Consider the following 20,898-nt stretch of genomic DNA (forward strand, 5'->3'; position numbering starts at 1 on the left):
TGACCGGGACCCCACACAGTGCATCCTGAGTACGCCCAAGGAACCTGGTGGAACCTGGGCCATGACGGCTGCGTTGATACCTTGAGGCAGCCAGCCCCGCCCATATCCCACAGCAGCAGGAGCCACATCCCCGTGACCACGCTTGCGCTCGGCCCCGAGTGGCTCAGCCCGGACTACCTGATCTCGACGTTCAGCCTGCCCGGCATCCTGCTCATCGTCTTCGCGGAGTCCGGTCTCTTCGCCTTCCTGCCGGGTGACTCCCTGCTGTTCACGGCGGGCCTCTTCGTGGCGCAGGGCACCTACATCACCCAGCCGCTGTGGCTGGTCTGCACGCTGATCGTGATCGCCGCCGTCCTCGGCGACCAAGTGGGCTACACGATCGGCAAGGTCCTCGGCCCGAGGCTCTTCAGCCGCCCCGACTCCAAGCTCTTCAAGCAGGAGAACCTGGACAAGGCCCACGACTTCATGGAGAAGTACGGCCCCAAGGCGATCGTCCTGGCCCGCTTCGTCCCCATCGTGCGCACCTTCGCCCCCATCGTGGCCGGCGCCGGCCGCATGAAGTACCGCACGTTCCTCACGTACAACGTCATCGGCGGCATCGCCTGGGGCACCGGCGTCACCCTCGCGGGTTACTGGCTCGGCCAGGTCGACTTCATCAACAAGAACGTCGAGTCGATCCTCATCCTGATCGTGCTGCTGTCCGTCGTCCCGATCATCGTCGAGTACCTGCGGGACCGCTCGAAGAGGAGGCGCGCGGCGGCGCAGGCGCCCGTGGAGCGGCAGCAGCCCCCCGTGATGGACGACGCCACGACCCAGCTCCGCCGCGTCACCCCGCAGGACCAGCCGCCCCACCACCGGCCGCAGCAGCCGCCGTACGGCAACCGGAACGGCTACGACGACCAGCAGTACTACGGCCAGTACCCCCAGGCCCCGGGCTACGGCCACCAGCCGCAGCAGGGCGGCGGCCACCAGCCGCACCAGCCGCAGCAGCCGTACAACGGCGGCTACTGAACCGCCTCACTCCACCGGCCCACGGCCGCCGACGGCTAGAAACCCCTGGTCCGCTTGGCGGCCCGCCGCTTCTCCGCGGACCCGATCCGCAGGAACATACGGGAGATCTCCGACCCGAGATTCACCCCGATGGCGATGGCCATGGCGAGCGCCACCGCCTTCGACAGCGACACCAGCCCCTGGTCGATCTCGCTCTGCGCGATGGCCAGCAGCCCGAAGTAGGTGGCCGAACCCGGCAGCAGTGGCCCGATCGCCGCCGTCGTGTAGGGCAGGGCGGAGGCGAACTGGTACCGGGACAGCAACTGCCCGAACAGCCCGACCAGCCCCGCGGCCGCCGCCGTGGACGCCACCGGCGAGATGTCCCCCACGTTGTGCATCGCGCCGTACACGACCCACGCGACACCGCCGTTCAGCGTCACCCACACCACGGTGGATCGTTCCTGCTGGAGCAGCACCGCGAACGCCAGGGACAGCAGCATCGACGCGCCGATCATCATCAGCGGGTCGTCGGAGGCCCCGAGCGCCTGGTCGGGGGTGAGCCGCGCCCCCAGCTGCACGCCGAAGTACAGCACCAGCAGCACACCCGCGACGATGCCCACGAAGAAGTACATGACCTCCAGCAGCCGCGCGGACGCGGTGATGTAGAAGCCCGTCAGCCCGTCCTGCACGGCCGCCACCAGCGCCCGCCCGGGCAGCAGCGCGAACAGCCCACCGGTGATGACCGCCGAGGCCTTCACGTCCACGTGGCCCAGCGTCAGCGCGACCCCGATCGCGGCCGGCGGCATCGCGGCCACCGTGAACTGGTAGAACTCCGGCAGTCCGCGCCCCGCGCACAGCCACGCCAGCCGGTCACCGAGCATCGCGCCCAGCGCCGCGGCGACGAACACGATCAGGCCGCCGCCCACCAGCACGGAGGCCGCACCGGCCAGCAGCCCGCTCGCACCGGTCAGCACCCAGCCGGAGTAGGGGTGCCGGTTACGGCGGATCTCCGCCAGCCGCCGGTAGGCCTCCTCCAGCGAGACCGCCGTCTCGCCGTCACTGAGGTCGTCCACCAGCTGGTACACGGCCGCCAGCCGCGTGTAGTCGGTGCCCCGGCGGCGCACGGTCCGCGACGCCGTGATCGGGTCCTCGACGAGGGACGGCTGGTACGAGATCGCCAGCAGCGTGAAGGTGACATTGGGCTCGCAGCGGTCCAGCCCGTACGACCGGCAGACGGCGAACATCGCCGCCTCCACGTCCTCGGCGCCCTCACCGCCCGCCAGCAGCAACTCGCCGATACGCAGCGTCAGGTCGAGCACGCGCGGCACCGCCGGCCCGCTCTCGTCGCCGCCGCGCTGGATCGATTCGGGCGCCGGCCGCTCGGCCACCGGCATGCGCAGCATCGTGCGCATCCGGTCCTGCCAGGGCACGTCCTTGGTCAGACTGACCACGGGCATCCCGCTCGGCGGTGTGAAAGCCGTCGGGGGGTGCTTCGCGCTGTAGGTGCTCGGCGGGGTGAACGCCGACCCCTCCTGCTCCACCGGGGGCGCCGCCTGGACGTCCAGCCCCTGCGGCAGGGCGAACTCGGAGGTCGCCTCGGACTCCGCACCGACCGCTCTGTGCAGGGCCAGGCCCTCGGGGATCGCGAACTCCGACGTCGTCGACATGTCACCGTCGAGGCCGGTCCCGGCCGGAGGCAGAAACGCGCTCCGCACCTCGTCCGACCTCGGCTTGCGGTCCTCCGCGTCCCTCACTGCCTGGTACTCCCTGTACGACACGTCAGCCTCGTACCCCCCACAGCCTCAGTATGTGCACAGACGGACGAACGGGCCGCACGCGCACGCGTGCGGCCCATCGGCAACAGGAGTGGGGGTCAGTGACCGCCCTGGTCCTTGAAACGCTTGTAGGACCGCTCGATCTCGGCCTCGGCGTCGGTACGGCCCACCCAGTCGGCGCCCTCGACGGACTTGCCGGGCTCCAGGTCCTTGTAGACCTCGAAGAAGTGCTGGATCTCCAGGCGGTCGAACTCCGACACGTGGTGGATGTCCCGCAGGTGCTCCACACGCGGGTCCGTCGACGGCACGCACAGCAGCTTGTCGTCGCCGCCCGCCTCGTCCGTCATGCGGAACATGCCGATCGCGCGGCAGCGGATCAGACAGCCCGGGAAGGTCGGCTCGTCGAGGATGACCAGCGCGTCCAGCGGGTCGCCGTCCTCGCCGAGGGTGTTCTCGACGAAGCCGTAGTCGGTCGGGTAGGCGGTCGAGGTGAAGAGTCGCCGGTCCAGGCGGATACGACCGGTCTCGTGGTCCACCTCGTACTTGTTGCGCGAACCCTTCGGAATCTCGATCGTGACGTCGAACTCCACCGGTGGCTCCTCCATGATCAACACATAGTTCTGGTGGTTAAGTGTCCCTCACGCAGGTGTGTGATCGCGAAAGGGGCTGGTGGTCGTGCCAGAGCTGAGGCCTTGGCGGGCCGCGAGACCGCATGTGGTGCGGCTCGCGGATGCCGTACGACCGAGCCTGGCCCGGGCCGCAGCGGCTACGAAACCACGGCTCGCACGGCTCGCACGAACCGGGAAACCGCAGGTCGCGCGGGTCACGCGGCCGAAGTCCTGGCAGTACACCGCAGGCGCCGCCACCGCCGGGCTCGCACTGGCCGCCGGTGCCGTGACCGCCGCCGGTCCCTGGGACTCCTCGGGTCAGCGTACGGCCGAGCGGGACCGGGCAGTGGCCCTGGGCCGCCCGGGTGGCACAGATCACGGCAGCGCCCCCGGCGCGCCCGGCCGACCCCGGCCCGCCCCCAGCGCCGGACCGGTGCTCACCGGCCTCGGCGGCGTCAGCACCGTGAAGTCCGCCCCGCAGGCCAAGGCCCTCGCCGGAGCCCTCACACCCCTGCTGAAGGACCCGGCCCTCGGCCCCCGGCCCGCCGCCTCGGTCATCGACGTCACCACCGGCAGGCGCCTGTACGGCGAGAACCCGGACACCGGGCTCACCCCCGCCTCCACCACGAAGATCGCCACAGCCGTCGCCGTGCTGTCCGCCCTGGGCCCCGACCACCGCCTCACCACCCGCGCCGCGCTGGAACCCGACACGAAGGAAGTCGTCCTGGTCGGCGGCGGCGACCCCACCCTCACCGCCCGCGAGAAGGCCGGGGACTCGGCGAGCCTGCGCACCCTGGCCGCCGATACGGCCGCCGCCCTCGCCGACCGGGGCGTCCGCGAGGTCACCCTGTCCTACGACACGACCCTCTACGCGGGCGACGAGATGCACCCGATCGGGGTCGACGGCAACCTCGCCCGCGTCACCCCCCTGATGGCCGACGAGGGCCGCACGAACGACTCGACCAGCGGACCGGCCGAACGCGTGCAGGACCCGGCGGCGGACGCGGCCCGCCGGTTCGGGGACTTCCTGAAGTCCCACGGCGTCAAAACCACGGCCCCCGGCCCGTCCAAGGCCACCACCCGCGCCCACACCCTCGCCGCGGTCTCCTCGCCCCCGCTCTCCGCCCTCGTCGAACGCATGCTGACCAACAGCGACAACGACATCGCCGAGGCCCTAGCCCGCCAGACGGCGATCGCCACGGGCGAGCGGGCCGACTTCGCCGGCGTCGGCAAGGCCGTCAGCTCCCGGCTGCGCAAGCTCGGCCTCCCCCTGAAAGACGCCGCCTTCAAGGACGGCAGCGGTCTCAACCGCGCCGACCGACTGACCCCCGGCCTCCTCACCGCGCTGCTCGCCAAGGCGGCCGACCCCGCCCACCCCGAGCTCCGCCCGGCCCTCACCGGCCTCCCCGTCGCCGGCTTCACCGGCACCCTGACCAGCCGCTACGCGGACGGCGCGGCCGGTGTCGTACGCGCCAAGACCGGCACCCTCTCGGGCGTCCACGCCCTCGCGGGCACCCTGGTCGACGAGGACGGCCGCCTGCTGGCCTTCGCGTTCCTGGCCACGGACACCGACCCCGGCCGGCCGCAAGCGACCCAGCAGGCCCTGGACCGAGTGGCCGGCGCCCTGGCGGCGTGCGGCTGCGGATGACGGCCCCCGGCGCCGGGCACCGGACGACGGGCCCGGCGTCACCCGGCCCTCGCCGCCCTGCCCCAGCGGGCGGCGCTCACGTACGGTTGACGCATGACGAGCATCGGTGGCGCTTCAACCGGCATGGTCGACTGGAATCTCGCGGTCGCGACCGCGACCCGGCTCGTGCGGCCGGGCCCCGAGGTCAGTCGCGACGAGGCACGGGCCGTCGTCGCGGAACTGCGCCGGCATGCCAAGGCCTCGGAGGAACACGTCCGCGGATTCACCCGGCTGGGCACCGAGGAGGGGCACGACACCCCCGTCCTCGTCGTCGACCGGGCGGGCTGGATCCGGGCCAACGTCGCCGGATTCCGGGAAATCCTCAGGCCCCTGCTCGACAAGATGCAGGAACGGCGCGGCGACACCCCCGGCGGCTCCGTCATGAGCGCCGTCGGCGGCAAGGTCACCGGCGTCGAACTCGGCATGCTGCTGTCCTTCCTGGCCTCCCGCGTCCTCGGCCAGTACGAGACCTTCGCCCCGGCCACCCGCGAACTCCCCTCCGGCGAGAACGGCGGCGGCCGGCTGCTGCTCGTCGCCCCGAACATCGTGCACGTGGAGCGCGAACTCGACGTGGACCCGCACGACTTCAGGCTCTGGGTGTGCCTGCACGAGGAGACGCACCGCACCCAGTTCACCGCCGTGCCCTGGCTGCGGGACCACCTTGAGGGTGAAATCCAGTCGTTCCTCACGGAGACCGACGTCGACCCCATGACCGTCCTGGAACGCGTCCGGGAAGCCGCCCAGACCCTCGCCGGAGGCCGCCCCGAGGCCGAGGAGGACGACGGTGGCCGCTCCCTCGTCGAGATCGTCCAGACCCCCGCCCAGCGCGAGATCCTCGGCCGCCTCACGGCCGTGATGTCCCTGCTGGAGGGCCACGCCGACTTCGTGATGGACGGCGTCGGCCCGTCCGTCGTGCCGTCCGTCGGCGAGATCCGCGAGAAGTTCCAGCAGCGCCGCGCCAAGGGCGCCTCACGTCTGGACCTGGCCCTGCGCAAGCTGCTCGGCCTGGACGCCAAACTCCGCCAGTACCGCGACGGCGAACGCTTCGTGCGGGCCGTCGTCGACGAGGTCGGCATGGACGGCTTCAACCGCGTGTGGACCTCGCCCAACACCCTCCCCACCAAGTCGGAGATCGCCAAACCGGCGGACTGGGTCGCGCGGGTGCATCGCAGGGCCGAGTAGTGAACATCGCGGCACGGTCGTGAAAGGAAACCGGCCGACGGCAGGCGAACGCCCCTCCAATCACCCGTCCGAGGGACCGTGACGCAGGGGTAGGCGTGCAATGCTCGGGGAACGGCCCGGTTCTGTCACCATCTACACACTCTGCGTGACCGACACGCGGGCTCACCCCCCGAAAACTTCATGAAGGGAACCGGACATGGGTCCCCATCCTGCGGTCGCGGCGATACGCCTGGCGGTCCGCCGCGTCCTCCACGACCTCCTCACCGAACACCACCGCGCCCCCGCCGCGGTCCCGCACGCCTCCCCGCACGAGCCGCAGCAGCCGCCGCTCGTGCTCGTGGCATGCTCCGGCGGCGCCGACTCGATGGCCCTCGCCTCCGCCCTCGCCTTCGAGTCCCCCAAGCTCGGCATCAGGGCCGGCGGCGTCACCGTCGACCACGGACTCCAGCCCGGCTCCGACGCCCGCGCCGCGGAGGTCGTCCAGCGCCTGCGCGAACTCGGCCTCGACCCGGTCGACTCCGTCGCCGTCACCGTCGGCCGCGCCGGCGGACCCGAAGCCGCCGCCCGCGACGCCCGCTACGCCGCACTCGACACCGCCGCCGAACGCCACGGCGCCGCCGCGGTCCTGCTCGGCCACACCCGCGACGACCAGGCCGAAACCGTCCTGCTCGGCCTCGCCCGGGGCTCCGGCATCCGCTCCCTGTCCGGCATGGCCGCGGTCTCGGGGGCCGGTGGCCGCTACCGCCGCCCCTTCCTGGGACTCGACCGGCAGACCGCCCGCAAGGCCTGCATGGTCCAGTCCCTGCCCGTCTGGGACGACCCCCACAACGCCGACCCGGCCTACACCCGCTCCCGGCTGCGCCACGAGGGCCTGCCCGCCCTGGAGAAGGCCCTCGGCAAGGGCGTCGTCGAAGCCCTCGCCCGCACGGCCCGGCTCTCCCGCGACGACGCCGACGCCCTCGACTCCTGGGCGGGCCAGGCCGAGGCCACCGTCCGCGACGACGCCGGACTCCTGGAGTGCGCCAAGCTCTACGCCCTGCCGCCCGCCGTACGCCGCCGCGTCCTGCGCCGGGCCGCCATCGCGGCCGGTGCGCCCGCCGGATCGTTGTTCGCCCGTCACATCGAGGAAGTCGACCGGCTGATCACCGGCTGGCGCGGTCAGGGAGCCATCAACCTCCCCGGCAAAGTCGTGGCACAGCGGCAGGGTGGCAGACTGGTGATTCGGCAAGGCTGAACCGCGACCCCTCCCCGCAGTCGCCAGGAGGGGCCGCTCGGCCGGTGGGACGACCGAAAGTGATGCGGGTGGACGCGAAAGACATGGGTGCCGACCTCGAGAAGGTGCTCATCACCAAGGAAGAGATCGACGCCAAGCTGGCGGAGCTGGCAGCGAAGATCGACGCGGAGTACGCGGGCAAGGACCTTCTGATCGTCGGAGTCCTCAAGGGCGCGGTGATGGTCATGGCCGACCTCGCTCGGGCGCTGTCCACCCCCGTCACCATGGACTGGATGGCCGTATCCTCGTACGGGGCGGGCACCCAGTCCTCCGGTGTGGTGCGGATCCTCAAGGATCTCGACACCGACATCAAGGGCAAGCACGTCCTGATCGTCGAGGACATCATCGACTCCGGCCTGACCCTGTCCTGGCTGCTCTCCAACCTCGGCTCGCGCGAGCCCGCCTCCCTCAAGGTGTGCACGCTGCTGCGCAAGCCCGAGGCCGCGAAGGTGGCCATCGACGTGGAATGGGTCGGCTTCGACATCCCCAACGAATTCGTCGTGGGCTACGGCCTCGACTACGCCGAGAAGTACCGCAATCTCCCGTTCGTCGGTACGCTCGCGCCCCACGTGTACGGCGGCTGACACCCCGGCCGGGGTGCCGTGCCGGTGATCGGGAACCCCAGCGGACTTCCCGCCGTTGGAGCAGGCGTAGGCGGATCGCCAGCCGTCCCTCGCGGCTTCAGGTGACAATGCTGGGGTACCGTCCGAAGAACAGTCTTTATCAAACTCACTATGGCAGGAGGGACGGGGCGGCACCGCTCCGTATGGATGGACGTGAAGCGATACTTCCGTGGGCCGGTCATGTGGATCGTGCTGGCCGTCCTTGCCGTGGTCGTGTTGATGCAGGTCGTCGGCTCGTCCGGCGGCTACAAGACGGTGGACACCGGCCAGGTCGTCCAGGCGATCAACCAGAACAAGGTCGAGTCGGCCAAGCTCACCACCGGTGACGAGTCGATCATCAAGGTCACGCTCAAAGACGGCGCAAAGATCGAGGGCAGCTCGAAGATCCAGGCGAGCTACATCGGCGATCAGGGCGTGGCCATCGCCAACAACCTGCAGAACAAGTACCAGGACAAGCAGATCCCGGACGGCTACACCGTCTCGCCGTCCAAGCAGAACCCGTTCGTCGGCATCCTGCTCTCCCTGCTGCCCTTCGTGCTGATCGTGGTCGTGTTCCTGTTCCTGATGAATCAGATGCAGGGCGGCGGCTCCCGGGTCATGAACTTCGGGAAGTCCAAGGCGAAGCTCATCACCAAGGACACCCCCAAGACCACCTTCTCCGACGTCGCCGGATCCGAAGAGGCCGTCGAGGAACTCCACGAGATCAAGGAGTTCCTCCAGGAACCGGCCAAGTTCCAGGCCGTCGGCGCCAAGATCCCCAAGGGCGTCCTGCTCTACGGGCCCCCCGGCACCGGCAAGACCCTGCTCGCACGCGCCGTCGCGGGCGAGGCGGGCGTTCCCTTCTACTCGATCTCCGGTTCCGACTTCGTCGAGATGTTCGTCGGTGTCGGTGCCTCCCGGGTCCGAGACCTGTTCGAGCAGGCCAAGGCGAACGCCCCGGCGATCGTCTTCGTCGACGAGATCGACGCGGTCGGCCGCCACCGCGGCGCCGGCCTCGGCGGCGGTCACGACGAGCGCGAGCAGACCCTGAACCAGCTCCTCGTCGAGATGGACGGCTTCGACGTCAAGGGCGGCGTGATCCTCATCGCCGCCACGAACCGGCCCGACATCCTCGACCCGGCGCTCCTGCGCCCCGGACGCTTCGACCGGCAGATCGCCGTCGACCGCCCGGACATGCAGGGCCGTCTGGAGATCCTCAAGGTCCACCAGAAGGGCAAGCCGGTCGCGCCCGACGTCGACCTGTCGGCCGTCGCCCGCCGTACGCCCGGCATGACGGGTGCCGATCTGGCCAACGTGCTGAACGAGGCCGCCCTGCTGACGGCCCGCAGCGACCAGAAGCTGATCGACAACCACATGCTGGACGAGGCGATCGACCGTGTGGTCGCGGGCCCGCAGAAGCGGACCCGGATCATGTCGGACAAGGAGAAGAAGATCACCGCGTACCACGAGGGCGGACACGCCCTGGTCGCGGCGGCCTCGCCGAACTCCGACCCCGTCCACAAGATCACGATCCTGTCGAGAGGCCGTGCCCTCGGCTACACGATGGTCCTGCCGGACGAGGACAAGTACTCGACCACGCGCAACGAGATGCTGGACCAGCTCGCCTACATGCTGGGCGGCCGCGCGGCCGAGGAGCTCGTCTTCCACGACCCCACCACGGGCGCCGCGAACGACATCGAGAAGGCCACCGGCCTGGCCCGCGCGATGGTCACGCAGTACGGAATGACCGAGCGTCTCGGCGCGATCAAGTTCGGCGGCGACAACACCGAGCCCTTCCTCGGCCGTGAGATGTCTCACCAGCGCGACTACTCGGAAGAGGTCGCCGCGCTGGTGGACGAAGAGGTCAAGAAGCTCATCGAGACCGCGCACAACGAGGCCTGGGAGATCCTGGTCGAGAACCGCGACGTCCTCGACAACCTCGTGCTGCAGCTCCTGGAGAAGGAGACGCTGGGCAAGGAGCAGATCGCCGAGATCTTCGCCCCCATCGTCAAGCGCCCGCCCAGGCCCGCCTGGACCGGCTCCTCCCGCCGCACGCCGTCCACCCGCCCGCCGGTCCTCTCCCCCAAGGAGCTGGCCCTGACGAACGGTGCGAACGGCGCGACGCCGGCCATCTCCACCGCGAAGAGCACCGCGGCGGAGCCCGCCCCGGCGCCCGAGCGCACCCCGGAGGACCGCCCCGAGAGCTGATCCGGGCTCTCCCGGCGGCCCACGGCCCCGGAATGGATGCCGCGCTCCCCAGGTTTTAGCCTGGGGGGCGCGGCTTTTCGCCATTTCCGCAGGCCGCCCCGTGAAGACACAGGAACGAGGCACCAGATGACCGACCCCGTGACGCTGGACGGCGACGGCCGGATCGGCGAGTTCGACGAGAAGCGCGCCGAGAACGCCGTACGCGAACTGCTGATCGCGGTCGGTGAGGACCCGGACCGCGAGGGCCTCCGGGAGACGCCGGCGCGGGTGGCGCGGGCGTACAAGGAAATATTCGCGGGGCTGTGGCAGAAGCCCGAGGACGTGCTGACGACGACGTTCGACATCGGGCACGACGAGATGGTGCTGGTGAAGGACATCGAGGTGTACTCGACCTGTGAGCACCATCTCGTACCGTTCCGGGGAGTCGCACACGTCGGGTACATCCCGGCCACCAACGGCAAGATCACAGGGCTGTCCAAGCTGGCCCGTCTCGTGGACGTCTACGCCCGGCGCCCACAGGTGCAGGAACGCCTCACCACGCAGATCGCGGACTCCCTGATGGAGATATTGGAGCCGCGCGGGGTCATCGTCGTCGTGGAGTGCGAGCACATGTGCATGTCGATGCGGGGGATCCGCAAGCCTGGAGCCAAGACGCTGACGTCGGCCGTGCGGGGGCAGCTGCGGGACATGGCCACGCGGAACGAGGCGATGAGCCTCATCATGGCCCGCTGACGCCCTGCCGAAGCCCCGCGTCAGACCGTCGGGGCCACTCCCGTGCCGTCGTTCTCGTCGTCTTCCGGGAGCTTGCACACGCGTTCCAGGAAGATCGCTGCCGCTATGACGCCGATACCCGCGAGGACGGAAAGGCCGGCGTAGACGGCCTGGTCGCGGCGGGCGGGGATGTCGAGGGACTCCAGGAGGAAGACGCCGGTGCCGCCGTACATGCCGGAGACGAGGGCGGCGACCAGGGCACTGGCCTGGCCGAAGACGACCGCGCGGGCCGCCATGAGGGGGTCGACGCCCTTGGCCTCGGGGCGGCGCTCGCGCTGGGCCCTGAGACGGGCGCGGATCGAGAGCGCGGTGGCCAGCAGGATCACGGCGATCACGGCGAGGACGACGGGGGCGGCCAGGGGGACGCTGGGGAGCGTTCCGACCGAGTTCCACAGGCGGGCGCCCGCCCAGGACAGGACTGCGGCCACGACGAAGACGCCGGCCAGCACCCGGATACGCAGCTCTCTCACGGTGTCCCTTCGATTCCCCCGGCTTCCGGCCCGGTTCGCGGCCGTCTTGACCTTAACGGCTACTCGGGCAGCCGGAGTTCCAGGTCCGCGCGGGGCGTCACTCCGTCGCGGGTGACGGCGTCCAGCAGACCGGCCACGGGGCCACGGCCGGGCAGCTGCGCCTCGGGGTCCAGGTCGTGCCAGGGGGCCAGGACGAAGGCGCGTTCGTGGGCGCGGGGGTGGGGGAGGGTGAGCCGCGGGTCGTCGGAGACGAGCTCGGCGTAGGACACGATGTCGACGTCGAGGGTGCGGGGGCCCCAGTGCTCGTCCCGGACGCGGTGGAAGGCCTCTTCGACCGCGTGTGCGCGCTCCAGGAGCGAGGACGGCGGAAGGGTGGTCTTGAGGACGACGACGGCGTTGAAGTAGGCGGGCTGGCTGCCGGGGTCCACGCCCCAGGGCTCGGTCTCGTAGACCGGGGAGACGCCCTTGACGCGGACGCCGGGCGTGTCCTCCAGGGCGTCGATGGCCCCTTGGAGGGTCTCCAGGCGGTTGCCGAGGTTGGAGCCGAGGGCGACCACGGCCCGTTTGGGGTTGGACAGCGTCGTGTCGGCGGCGTCGACCTTCTCGACGACGGAGGCGGGCACCGGCTGTACGGTCGGGTCGGTCGGACCCTTGATGAAGGGCGCGGTCATACTCGGCTCCGGGTGATGGTGACGGTCACGTCGTCGAAGGGGACGGTGATCGGGGCGTCCGGCTTGTGGACGCAGACCTCGACCTCCTGCACCACCTCGTGCTTCAGGCAGACCTGGGCGATGCGCTCGGCGAGGGTCTCGACGAGGTCGACGGGCTCGCCCTGGACGGCGGCCACGACCTCCTCGGCCACGATGCCGTAGTGCACGGTCTTCGCCAGGTCGTCGTCGGCCGCGGCCGGGCGGGTGTCCAGGGCGAGGACGAGGTCCACGATGAAGGTCTGGCCCTCCTCGCGTTCCTTCGGGAACACCCCGTGGTGCCCGCGGGCCTTCAGGCCGCGCAGCGCGACACGATCCACGCGAATCACTCCTGCAATCGTCGGTCAGGGCCGGGCGGTGCCGTGTGCGGTCGGCACACCGGCCTCGGTCGAATCTACCTGCGCGCACCGACGGGGCCGGGGCACGGGGTGGGGGCTTCGGCCGGGTCCGGCAGGGTTCATCCGGCGTTTTCCCGGGGGAACCCGTCGGCTCACAGGCTGGTAGCCGCCCCTACCCGTGGCTGGGTGTTTCCAACCACTTCCTGGCGCGTACCCACTCAGGTGGGGGTGTCGTCCTGTTCGTCCTCGTCGGTTTCGGCCAGGACGGGGGATGCGTGGTGCGACCAGATCTTCCACCCCTGGGGCGTGCGCCGGAACACGTTGGTGGCGACCACGAGCTGTCCGACGAGCGGGCCGAGCTCCTCGTCGGCGCCCTCGGGGGCGGGGCCGCCGCTGAGGATGTTCTCGGTGCAGTTCACCAGGGCGGTGTCGCCGGTGACCGAGACGTGCACATCGGTGAGGAAGAACTGGATGTAGTCGGTGTTCGCCATGATCAGCGCGTATGACCGGAGGACCTCGCCGCGGCCGGTGAGTACGGGCCAGCCGGGGTGCACGCAGGAGACCACGCCGGTGTCGGCCGGGTCGTGGTAGGTCTCGTCGACGCCCAGGTCGGAGGGGGTCAGCCAGAGCGACGCGAGTTCTTCGAAGTCGCCCTGTTCCAGTGCCTCGTAGAAGGCGGTGTTGGCGGCCTCGACCTGCTCGACGTCGGTGTGCGGGGCGCTCACCGGGTTCCTTCCGCGCTGCTCGTTCCGCGGGCCGCGGTGAGGGCGCGGGCGACCCGGACGGCGTCCGCCGTGGCGCGTACCTCGTGGACGCGGACCGCCCATGCTCCGGCGTGCGCCGCGAGTGCGGAGACGGCGGCGGTGGCCGCGTCGCGTTCGCGTGCGGGGGGTGGCGGGCCGTCGGGGGCGGCGAGGACCCGGCCGAGGAAGCGTTTGCGGGAGGCGGCGACGAGCAGCGGGTGGCCGAGGGCGAGGACCCGGTCGAGGTGGGCGAGGAGGGCGAGGTCGTGCTCGGCGTCCTTGGAGAAGCCGAGGCCGGGGTCGACGATGACGCGGTCGGGGGTGATGCCGCCGGCCAGGACGGCCTCGACGCGCGCGTGCAGTTCGTCGACGACTTCGGTGACGACGTCGGCGTATTCGCCCCGGACGTTGCCGCCCTGGAGGTAGCCGCGCCAGTGCATGACGACGAAGGGGGCGCGGGCGTCGGCGACCGCCGGGATCATGCGGGGGTCGGCGAGGCCGCCGCTGACGTCGTTGACCAGGGCGGCACCGGCCGCGAGGGCCCGTTCGGCGACGGAGGCGCGCATGGTGTCGACGGAGACCGTGACCCCCTCGGAGGCCAGGCCGCGCACGACGGGGATGACGCGGCGCAGTTCCTCGGCCTCGTCGATCCGGGTGGCTCCGGGGCGGGTGGACTCGCCGCCGACGTCGACCAGGTCCGCGCCTTCGGTGACCAGGCCGAGGCCGCGTTTGACGGCGGCCGTGGTGTCGAAGAAGCGGCCGCCGTCGGAGAAGGAGTCGGGGGTGACGTTCACGACTCCCATGACCGCGCAGCGGTCCCATTCGGGTAGGCCCGCCACGCGCCCGCGTCCGCTCTGGTTGCTCATATGTTCAGCGTAGGCCCCGGCGAGGGCCGTCAGGCGCTGCGGCCCGGGCGGACGGCGTCCGCGTGGGACGGGTCAGGCCGCCCGGACGTCGCGTTCCGCTCTGGCGGCGTGGGCGCACGGGCGGTGGGCGGCGGGGCGCCGGCGGCGCAGGAAGCGCGGCAGCGGCACGGCGAGGTTGACGAAGCCCTCGGCCTGCATGGCGGCGAAGCCGATGCGGGGCAGGTCGGCGGAGGCGCGGTAGACGACGAAGCGCGGCTCCCAGCGCGGCCGGAACTTGGCGTTGAACTTGTACAGGGACTCGATCTGGAACCAGCGGGAGAGGAAGACCAGCAGTCCGCGCCAGGCGCGCAGCACCGGGCCGGCGCCGATCTTCTCGCCGCGGGCCAGGGCCGCGCGGAACATGGCGAAGTTGAGGGAGACGCGTGCGATGCCCAGCTTGGGGGCGGCCTGGAGGGCGGCCACGATGAGCAGTTCGTTCATGCCGGGGTCGGCCGAGCGGTCGCGGCGCATCAGGTCCAGGGAGACGCCGTCGGTGCCCCAGGGCACGAAGTGCAGGATCGCCTTCAGGTCGCCGTAGGGGCCGGGGTGCTCGTCCTGTTTGTGGGCGGTGGCGATGAGGCAGTCGCCGTCGGCGGGGTCGCCGACCCGGCCCAGGGCCATGGAGAAGCCGCGTTCGGTGTCGGTGCCGCGCCAGTCGTCGGCGGCTTGGCGGATGCGTTCCAGTTCGGCTTCGCCGAGGTCACGGACACGTCGTACCCGGGTCTCGTAACCGGCGCGCTCGATGCGCTTGACCATCTGACGCACGTTGCGCATCGCGCGGCCGGCGAGGGAGAAATCCGCGACGTCCACCACCGCCTCGTCGCCCAGTTCGAGGGCGTCGAGCCCGGTCTCGCGGGTCCACACCTCGCCGCCGGTCTCGGAGCAGCCCATGACGGCGGGGGTCCAGGAGTGGGCCTTGGCCTCGTCCATGAACCGTTCGATGGCGCCGGGCCAGGCCTCGACGTCGCCGATCGGGTCGCCGCTGGCCAGCATCACGCCGGAGACCACCCGGTAGGTCACCGCGGCCTTGCCGCTGGGGGAGAAGACGACGGCCTTGTCGCGGCGCAGGGCGAAGTGGCCGAGGGAGTCGCGGCGCCCGTGCTTGTCCAGCAGGGCGCGCAGCCGGGCCTCGTCCTCCTCGGTGAGCTGTGCGGCCGGGTGTTCGGGGCGGAAGGCCAGGTAGATGGTGGTGACGGCGGTGAGCAGACCGAGGGCGCCGAGGGAGAAGGCGACGGTCCAGGAGGTGTTGCCCTGGTAGTCGACGGGGCCCTCGAAGCCGAACAGGCCGTAGATGACGTGGGTGATGCGGTCGGCGAGGCTCGGGTCGCCGACGATGTGCTCGGCGTGGACGCTGACGATGAGCAGTCCGAGCAGCAGTGAACCGGCGCCCATGAGGACGAAGTTGGCCAGGGCCCGCCAGCGGCTGCGCGGGTCGGGCAGGGCGTTGAACTGGTCGCGGTGGCGCAGCAGGGGCGCCAGCAGGGCCAGGGAGATCAGCACGCCCACGAGCGAGTGCCGGTAGGTGAACTGCGCGACGGCACCGGCGGGCAGGAGCGCCACCGCGGCCCGCCAGGCCCGGCGCTTGCCGCGCTTGAGGCCGTGGGCGAGCAGCAGCAACAGCACGCCGGTGCTGAGGGAGAGGGCGGCCGCGAACGGGCCGAGCGCGCCGGGCAGGACCTCGGCGATGGTGTGCATCCGGCTGTGCCGGAAGCGGGGGAAGACGCCCGCGGCGATGTCCAGGGCGCCCACCAGGGCGCAGGCTCTGCCGACGAGGACAGGGACCGCCTCGGGGCGTGGTCCGCTCAGTATCCGGTGCACCCGGCCCGGACGGGCCGTGCCGCTGCCGCGACTCGGAACCTCGCCCGACATTTCCTCATCTGTCCTGACAGACATCGCATCCCGTAGTTCTGCGAGAGACCTTGAATCCGGTGCCGCTTCGGTCATCCGGCGACATTGCGCCCTCTAGGACGGTGTCTCGGGGGGAGAGGTTCACTCCCCATGTCAAAGCCGTTTCAAAGGCTGAGGAAAGTCCGGGGCAAGCCCTTGCGAAGGTGTGATCGCGGGGCGGGCCCGGACAGAGAGCGCGGACAGGTAACCAACCCATGGGTCTGACGAGCAACACAACGCTGGCGCTGGCGGAGGTGTCCGCCGTGCTGCTGTTCGCCGGCACGGTCTGGCTGTGGCCACGGCTGGCCCGGCGCAGTTGGCGTGCCGTGAGCGGGCGGGTCGGCCTGCTGCTGGGCACCCAGCTGGCGCTGTTCGCCGCGGTGGGCCTCGCCGCCAACCAGGCCTTCGGCTTCTACGCGAGCTGGGCGGACCTGTTCGGGCAGGAGAAGGACCAGGGCGTGGTCGTCGACCACACGCCGGGCGGCGGTCCGCTGGAGGTGGTCGGCTCGCGGCGGGTGCCGGGGGCGGGCGGCGTGGCGCCCCGGGCCGGCGGCCGGGTCCAGCAGGTCGACATCGTGGGCCGTACGACGCGGATCTCGACGCCTGCGTACGTCTATCTGCCGCCGGAGTACTTCCAGTCGCGGTACCGCACCCACAGGTTCCCGACGGCCGTCGTGCTGACCGGCTATCCGGGTACGGCGTCGGCGCTGGTGGAGAAGCTCCACTATCCGCGTACGGCGCTGGAACTGGCCCGGGACGGCCGGGCGAAGCCGATGATCCTCGTGATGCTGCGTCCCACGGTGGCGCCGCCCCGGGACACGGAGTGCGTCGACATCCCGGGCGGTCCGCAGACCGAGTCGTTCTTCGCGAAGGATCTCCCCGACGCGTTGCGCACCCACTACAGGGTGGCCGATAAGCCGGGTGGTCTGGGCATCATCGGCAACTCCACGGGCGGCTACTGCGCGTTGAAGATCGCCCTGCACCATCCCGATGTGTACGGCGCCGGGGCGGGCTTGTCCGCGTACTACAAGGCGCCGATCGACGCCACGACAGGCGATCTCTTCCAGGGCGACAAGGGGCTGCGCAATCGCGCCGATCTGTGGTGGTACCTCGCGCACATGCCCGCTCCCGATACGTCCCTGCTGGTCAGCAGCAGTAAGCGGGGAGAGGCCAACTACCGGGACACGCTGCGGTTCATAGAGCGGGTGGAGGGCAACGGGCGGACGCGGATCTCGTCGATCGTCTTGGAAAGCGGTGGGCACAACTTCAACACCTGGCGGCGTGAGATTCCGGCGGCCCTGGAGTGGATGAGCGGGCGGCTGAGCGGGCGTTGAAATGATCTTGGGAATTGCTTGAGCGGCCGATTCCACTTCTTCGCGCGTTCGGATGCCGTGTGAACGTTTCGGTGTGGCTTTGTTTTTGCGGGGTGGGTCACCATGATTCGCCTACGCGCGGTAAGTTTCTGGCCATGCCACGTGGACGTCACCGCCATTCCCCGCCCCTGCACAGGCTGCTGCCCCCGTCGGCGATCGCAGGCGTCTCCCTCGTCTGCGCCTTGGGGCCCTGGGTGTTCACGGAGCCGATGGTGCTCCGCGGTCTGGCCGCCGCCGCGGCGGCGACGGCGGTCATCGGCGCGGTCGTGCTGCGCCGTTGGGACACCCAGGCGGGCAAGCGCGTCGCCGACCTCACACGCGCGCGTGCGAGCGACGAGTGGCGCTTCGAGGAGCGGGTCGCCGAACTGGAGGCCGACCTGGAGGAGTCGCGCGAACTGCGCGGCAAGCTGGAGCAGCGGCTGCGCGCCAAGCGCACGGAACTGGCCGGGCTGCGCAACGAGCACGCCGCGCTGTTGCGCCGGTACGCCACGGCGGAGACCGAGCGCGCGAGCGTCCTGGAGGAACGCCGGGTGCTCGAGATAGAGGCGACGGTTCCGGCACGGGCCGCGCTGCCGGCGGGGACGGCGGACGCGGCGCCGGGGCCGGACGAGGCGCCGGCCGCTCTCGCCGCCGCGGAGGAGCCCGCGGTTCCCGCCGTGTTCTCGCCCGAGGGTACCCGGCTCTTCCTGCGGGCCGCTGCCGCACTGGCCCGGTTCGACGGTGAGACGGCCCCGGACCCGGACGGCGGCGGTGACGGCGACGGCGTGCCGCGGGGCGAGGACGCGGAGTCCGCGCAGCAGCCGAAGCAGGAGCAGGCGGAGCGGGGGGAACAGGCGCGGGAGGACGAGAAGCAGGGGCGGTCCGAGGCGGCCGCCGACGGGCACGAGCGCGCGACCGCCGACACGCCCGCGCCCGGCGCCGAGACCTCCGCGCCCGGCGCCGAGACCTCCGCGTTGCGCGGCGAGACCTCCGGCCCGGCCGGAAAGAGCTCCGGCCCGGTCGGCGAGGCCGGTCAGCTGCCGGAGTCCGCCCGGGCCGAGCGGTCCGGGGGCCGGCTCTCCGGGCACTACACCGTGCCGACCGCGGTGGCCGTCCCGCCGCAGCCGCCGGTCCGGCGTCCGCTGGCGGAGGGCGGATTCGACTTCTTCGGCACCAAGGCGGGCACCTCGCGCGCGGCCCTGGAGGCCGTGCAGAACGAGGACCTCGCCGATGTCGTCGGCCAGGAGGCGCTCGCCCTGCACAAGGCCGAGACCGAGGCCCGGTACAAGCCGGCCGACGAGGAGTCGCGCGGCATCGGCCAGGTCATCGACCTGACGGCGCACGACGAGACGGAGCAGATCGACCTCCAGGGACTGCGCAGCGCGGTGTCCTGACGCTCGCCGCGACGCAGGGCCCCTCGGCTGCGGCTTGGGTTCTAACGGTCCTCGCAACGCCCGCGATCTGTGGGAGTTGCGGGGACCGTGGCCGTTGGACGCGGGGCCCTGCTGCGTGCGGACGGTCAGGCCATCCAGCGGTCCGGCCGCGCGTCCCCGCGCCCCGTCCGGGACCGCTCCGCCTGCGCGGCCAGCAACGCGCGTGCCTCACCGGCCTCCCGCAGCCGGGCCCGCACCGTCTTGTTCGCGCCCGTGTCCACACACACGTCGGCGACGCCCCGGGCCCGCTCCCACGGCCCCTGCGTCATCCGCACGCTCTGCACCTTGGCGTGCGGCACCAGCGCCAGGCTCCGCCGCAGCAGCCCGGACCGGGCCGCGAACACCGCGTCCGTGACGGCGAGTCCGTAGCCCCGCCACCACAGGGGCACGCACCAGCGGGCGTTGCGCGGCGCGGGCGACAGGGCCGCGGCCTCCGGCACGCTCACCCCGGGCAGCACGCGCCCGATCACGTCCTCGGCGATCTCGCGCGGAGCCACCGGCACCAGCACGGAGTTGGACGAGCCCGCCACGTCCAGTTCCACGCGCACCCAGCCGCGCCGCCGCCACAGCAGCGGTTCCACGATCCGCACGGTCTGCACGCGCCCCGGCGGGACCGTCTCGTGGGCCCGGTCCAGCAGCCCGTGGTCGATGCGCAGCCCGTCGGGCGACTCGCCCACCGTCCAGTCGTACTCGGCGACGAACCGCCCCACGCTGCTCGCGCCCGCCGCGCCCAGCAGCGGCAGGGCGACCGCGAGGACCGTCCACAGGCTGTGGGTGAACAGCCACAGCACCGGCGGGACGACGAGCGCCGCGGCCAGCGACACCCAGGTGGCACCCGTCAGCACCAGCGACAGGGCGAGCACGCCGGGCGGCACCCGCAGCAGCCGCCGGGACGGGGCCTCGCCCACCTCGTGCGCGGTCTCGGGGGCGAAACCGGCCGCCCGGGCGAGCAGTTCGGCCCGCAGCGACCGGGCCTCATCGGCGCCGAGGAAGGCCAGTTCGTCCTTCTTGTCGGTGCCTATGACGTCGAGTTTGAGCTTGGACACGCCCGCGACCCGGGCCAGCAGCGGCTGGGTGACGTCGATGGCCTGGATCCGCTCCAGCCGGATGTGCGCGGTGCGCCGGAAGACGAGTCCGGTACGGATGCGCAGTTCGGTCTCGGTCACCGCGAAGTGCGTGAACCACCAGGAGCAGAAGCCGTAGAGGGCGGCGGCCGGGACGAGCACGGCGAGGCCGATCAGCAGGGTGGTCGTCGTCAGCCGGGTCAGATGGCGCTGCGCCCCGTCGGGGTCGTGCACGGTCCAGCCGATGAGCACGGCGACCGGTGCCCAGGCGCGGCGCAGCGGTGTGACGGGGTGCAGCCGCCGCTCGATGACCTCGACGGCCCCCGGTGAGGTCTCGGCGGCCCCGGGCGCCGTCACAGCCCCGCCGACCGGGCTTCGCCCAGCTCGGTGAGCCGGTCGCGCAGCCGTTCCGCCTCGGCCGGGTCCAGGCCGGGGATGGTCGCGTCGGTGGCCGCGGCGGCCGTGTGCAGTTGCACGCTGGCCAGCCCGAAGTGCCGTTCGACGGGCCCGGAGGTGACCTCGACCAGCTGCATCCGGCCGTAGGGCACGACCGTCTCCTCCCGCCACAGCACGCCACGGCTGATCAGCAGGTCGTCGGCGCGCTCGGCGTACCGCCAGGAACGCCAGTTGCGCTCGATCATCCCCCAGCCCCAGGCCATCAGCGCCAGCGGCGGCAGCGCGAAGGCGGCCCAGGCGGGCCCGGCCAGCAGCCCCGGCAGCAGCCCGGCGGCCAGGGCGATCAGCCCGAGCCACACCACCAGCAGCAGCCGGCGCATCCTCAGCAGGCCGGGCGGCAGCGCGATCCACACCGGCTCGACCCCGGCCGCCTCGACCGTGCCCCGCGGCCCGTCCGGTCCCGCCCCCTGCGCACTCCCCGTATCCATAGGGCCAGCGTACGTAGGA

At 71.7% G+C, this 20,898-nt stretch carries 19 protein-coding genes; 9 read left to right on the forward strand and 10 right to left on the reverse strand.

The annotated features are described in order from the left end of the window. The first annotated feature begins 132 nt into the window (after positions 1 to 132). Entirely contained in the window at positions 133 to 1,011 is an 879-nt protein-coding gene (locus ABTX62_RS09255; protein WP_352115569.1) for a DedA family protein, read from the forward strand. A 35-nt stretch (positions 1,012 to 1,046) separates the two neighbouring features. On the opposite strand, the gene ABTX62_RS09260 is transcribed toward ABTX62_RS09255, so the two are convergent. Further along, complete coding sequence (locus ABTX62_RS09260; protein ID WP_352115611.1) at positions 1,047 to 2,744, reverse strand: threonine/serine exporter family protein; 1,698 nt, start codon at positions 2,742 to 2,744, stop codon at positions 1,047 to 1,049. Positions 2,745 to 2,863: 119 nt separating this feature from the next. Next, positions 2,864 to 3,355, reverse strand: coding sequence for an inorganic diphosphatase (locus tag ABTX62_RS09265; protein ID WP_007452023.1), 492 nt, complete (start codon positions 3,353 to 3,355; stop codon positions 2,864 to 2,866). A gap of 79 nt (positions 3,356 to 3,434) precedes the next feature. Here ABTX62_RS09265 and dacB point away from each other — a divergent pair, with 79 nt between their 5' ends. From dacB to folE, 6 genes are all read left to right on the forward strand, one after another. After that, on the forward strand, positions 3,435 to 5,021 hold the full coding sequence (gene dacB, locus ABTX62_RS09270; RefSeq protein ID WP_352115570.1) for a D-alanyl-D-alanine carboxypeptidase/D-alanyl-D-alanine endopeptidase: 1,587 nt from the start codon (positions 3,435 to 3,437) through the stop codon (positions 5,019 to 5,021). Positions 5,022 to 5,114: 93 nt separating this feature from the next. Continuing rightward, positions 5,115 to 6,242, forward strand: coding sequence for an Rv3626c family coenzyme F420 biosynthesis-associated protein (locus ABTX62_RS09275; RefSeq protein WP_352115571.1), 1,128 nt, complete (start codon positions 5,115 to 5,117; stop codon positions 6,240 to 6,242). A gap of 196 nt (positions 6,243 to 6,438) precedes the next feature. Then, positions 6,439 to 7,476, forward strand: coding sequence for a tRNA lysidine(34) synthetase TilS (gene tilS, locus ABTX62_RS09280; RefSeq protein ID WP_283967947.1), 1,038 nt, complete (start codon positions 6,439 to 6,441; stop codon positions 7,474 to 7,476). A gap of 62 nt (positions 7,477 to 7,538) precedes the next feature. Beyond that, positions 7,539 to 8,099, forward strand: coding sequence for a hypoxanthine phosphoribosyltransferase (gene hpt, locus ABTX62_RS09285; RefSeq protein WP_030845937.1), 561 nt, complete (start codon positions 7,539 to 7,541; stop codon positions 8,097 to 8,099). A 186-nt stretch (positions 8,100 to 8,285) separates the two neighbouring features. Next, positions 8,286 to 10,325 (forward strand): ATP-dependent zinc metalloprotease FtsH, encoded by a 2,040-nt coding sequence (gene ftsH / locus ABTX62_RS09290; protein ID WP_352115572.1) that lies wholly within the window; start codon positions 8,286 to 8,288, stop codon positions 10,323 to 10,325. 126 nt (positions 10,326 to 10,451) lie between these two features. After that, a complete protein-coding gene (folE, locus tag ABTX62_RS09295; RefSeq protein WP_352115573.1) occupies positions 10,452 to 11,057 on the forward strand; it encodes a GTP cyclohydrolase I FolE in 606 nt (201 codons plus the stop codon). Between the two features lie 20 nt (positions 11,058 to 11,077). Here folE and ABTX62_RS09300 read toward each other — a convergent pair whose 3' ends face one another. From ABTX62_RS09300 to ABTX62_RS09325, 6 genes are all read right to left on the reverse strand, one after another. After that, positions 11,078 to 11,566, reverse strand: a complete 489-nt coding sequence (locus ABTX62_RS09300) for a DUF3180 domain-containing protein (protein ID WP_352115574.1) — start codon at positions 11,564 to 11,566, stop codon at positions 11,078 to 11,080. 59 nt (positions 11,567 to 11,625) lie between these two features. Next, on the reverse strand, positions 11,626 to 12,237 hold the full coding sequence (gene folK, locus ABTX62_RS09305) for a 2-amino-4-hydroxy-6-hydroxymethyldihydropteridine diphosphokinase (RefSeq protein WP_352115575.1): 612 nt from the start codon (positions 12,235 to 12,237) through the stop codon (positions 11,626 to 11,628). Continuing rightward, positions 12,234 to 12,593, reverse strand: a complete 360-nt coding sequence (folB, locus tag ABTX62_RS09310) for a dihydroneopterin aldolase (RefSeq protein ID WP_283967943.1) — start codon at positions 12,591 to 12,593, stop codon at positions 12,234 to 12,236. The genes folK and folB overlap by 4 nt, the downstream gene beginning before the upstream one ends. Positions 12,594 to 12,829: 236 nt before the next feature. Next, on the reverse strand, positions 12,830 to 13,336 hold the full coding sequence (locus ABTX62_RS09315) for a nuclear transport factor 2 family protein (protein ID WP_352115576.1): 507 nt from the start codon (positions 13,334 to 13,336) through the stop codon (positions 12,830 to 12,832). After that, on the reverse strand, positions 13,333 to 14,220 hold the full coding sequence (gene folP / locus ABTX62_RS09320) for a dihydropteroate synthase (RefSeq protein ID WP_352115577.1): 888 nt from the start codon (positions 14,218 to 14,220) through the stop codon (positions 13,333 to 13,335). Before folP ends, ABTX62_RS09315 begins: the two co-directional genes overlap by 4 nt. Before the next feature lie 72 nt (positions 14,221 to 14,292). Then, positions 14,293 to 16,128: a phosphatidylglycerol lysyltransferase domain-containing protein gene (locus tag ABTX62_RS09325; protein WP_352115578.1), complete on the reverse strand. Its 1,836-nt coding sequence runs from the start codon at positions 16,126 to 16,128 to the stop codon at positions 14,293 to 14,295. A 233-nt stretch (positions 16,129 to 16,361) separates the two neighbouring features. Between ABTX62_RS09325 and ABTX62_RS09330 the strand changes: the two genes are divergently transcribed. Continuing rightward, positions 16,362 to 17,480 carry an alpha/beta hydrolase gene (locus ABTX62_RS09330; protein WP_352115579.1) on the forward strand — a complete coding sequence of 373 codons (1,119 nt, stop codon included), beginning with the start codon at positions 16,362 to 16,364 and terminating at the stop codon, positions 17,478 to 17,480. Positions 17,481 to 17,614: 134 nt separating this feature from the next. Next, positions 17,615 to 18,892, forward strand: coding sequence for a hypothetical protein (locus tag ABTX62_RS09335; RefSeq protein WP_352115580.1), 1,278 nt, complete (start codon positions 17,615 to 17,617; stop codon positions 18,890 to 18,892). A 125-nt stretch (positions 18,893 to 19,017) separates the two neighbouring features. Here ABTX62_RS09335 and ABTX62_RS09340 read toward each other — a convergent pair whose 3' ends face one another. Together ABTX62_RS09340 and ABTX62_RS09345 are read right to left on the reverse strand one after the other, a co-directional pair. Then, positions 19,018 to 20,352 carry a PH domain-containing protein gene (locus ABTX62_RS09340; protein ID WP_352115581.1) on the reverse strand — a complete coding sequence of 445 codons (1,335 nt, stop codon included), beginning with the start codon at positions 20,350 to 20,352 and terminating at the stop codon, positions 19,018 to 19,020. Further along, positions 20,349 to 20,879 (reverse strand): PH domain-containing protein, encoded by a 531-nt coding sequence (locus ABTX62_RS09345; RefSeq protein ID WP_352115582.1) that lies wholly within the window; start codon positions 20,877 to 20,879, stop codon positions 20,349 to 20,351. The genes ABTX62_RS09340 and ABTX62_RS09345 overlap by 4 nt, the downstream gene beginning before the upstream one ends. Between the last annotated feature and the right edge of the window lie 19 nt (positions 20,880 to 20,898).

Origin of the sequence: Streptomyces sp. NPDC096046 (assembly GCF_040303285.1) — a bacterium.
In the GTDB taxonomy this organism is placed as follows: Bacteria; Actinomycetota; Actinomycetes; order Streptomycetales; family Streptomycetaceae; genus Streptomyces.

Coding starts and splice junctions, on each gene's coding strand:
- ABTX62_RS09275 (WP_352115571.1), top strand. CDS start 5,115: ATGACGAGCATCGGTGGCGCTTCAACCGGCATGGTCGACTGGAATCTC.
- tilS (WP_283967947.1), top strand. CDS start 6,439: ATGGGTCCCCATCCTGCGGTCGCGGCGATACGCCTGGCGGTCCGCCGC.
- hpt (WP_030845937.1), top strand. CDS start 7,539: ATGCGGGTGGACGCGAAAGACATGGGTGCCGACCTCGAGAAGGTGCTC.
- ftsH (WP_352115572.1), top strand. CDS start 8,286: ATGGACGTGAAGCGATACTTCCGTGGGCCGGTCATGTGGATCGTGCTG.
- folE (WP_352115573.1), top strand. CDS start 10,452: ATGACCGACCCCGTGACGCTGGACGGCGACGGCCGGATCGGCGAGTTC.
- folK (WP_352115575.1), bottom strand. CDS start 12,237: ATGACCGCGCCCTTCATCAAGGGTCCGACCGACCCGACCGTACAGCCG.
- folP (WP_352115577.1), bottom strand. CDS start 14,220: ATGAGCAACCAGAGCGGACGCGGGCGCGTGGCGGGCCTACCCGAATGG.
- ABTX62_RS09325 (WP_352115578.1), bottom strand. CDS start 16,128: ATGTCGGGCGAGGTTCCGAGTCGCGGCAGCGGCACGGCCCGTCCGGGC.
- ABTX62_RS09330 (WP_352115579.1), top strand. CDS start 16,362: ATGGGTCTGACGAGCAACACAACGCTGGCGCTGGCGGAGGTGTCCGCC.
- ABTX62_RS09335 (WP_352115580.1), top strand. CDS start 17,615: ATGCCACGTGGACGTCACCGCCATTCCCCGCCCCTGCACAGGCTGCTG.
- ABTX62_RS09345 (WP_352115582.1), bottom strand. CDS start 20,879: ATGGATACGGGGAGTGCGCAGGGGGCGGGACCGGACGGGCCGCGGGGC.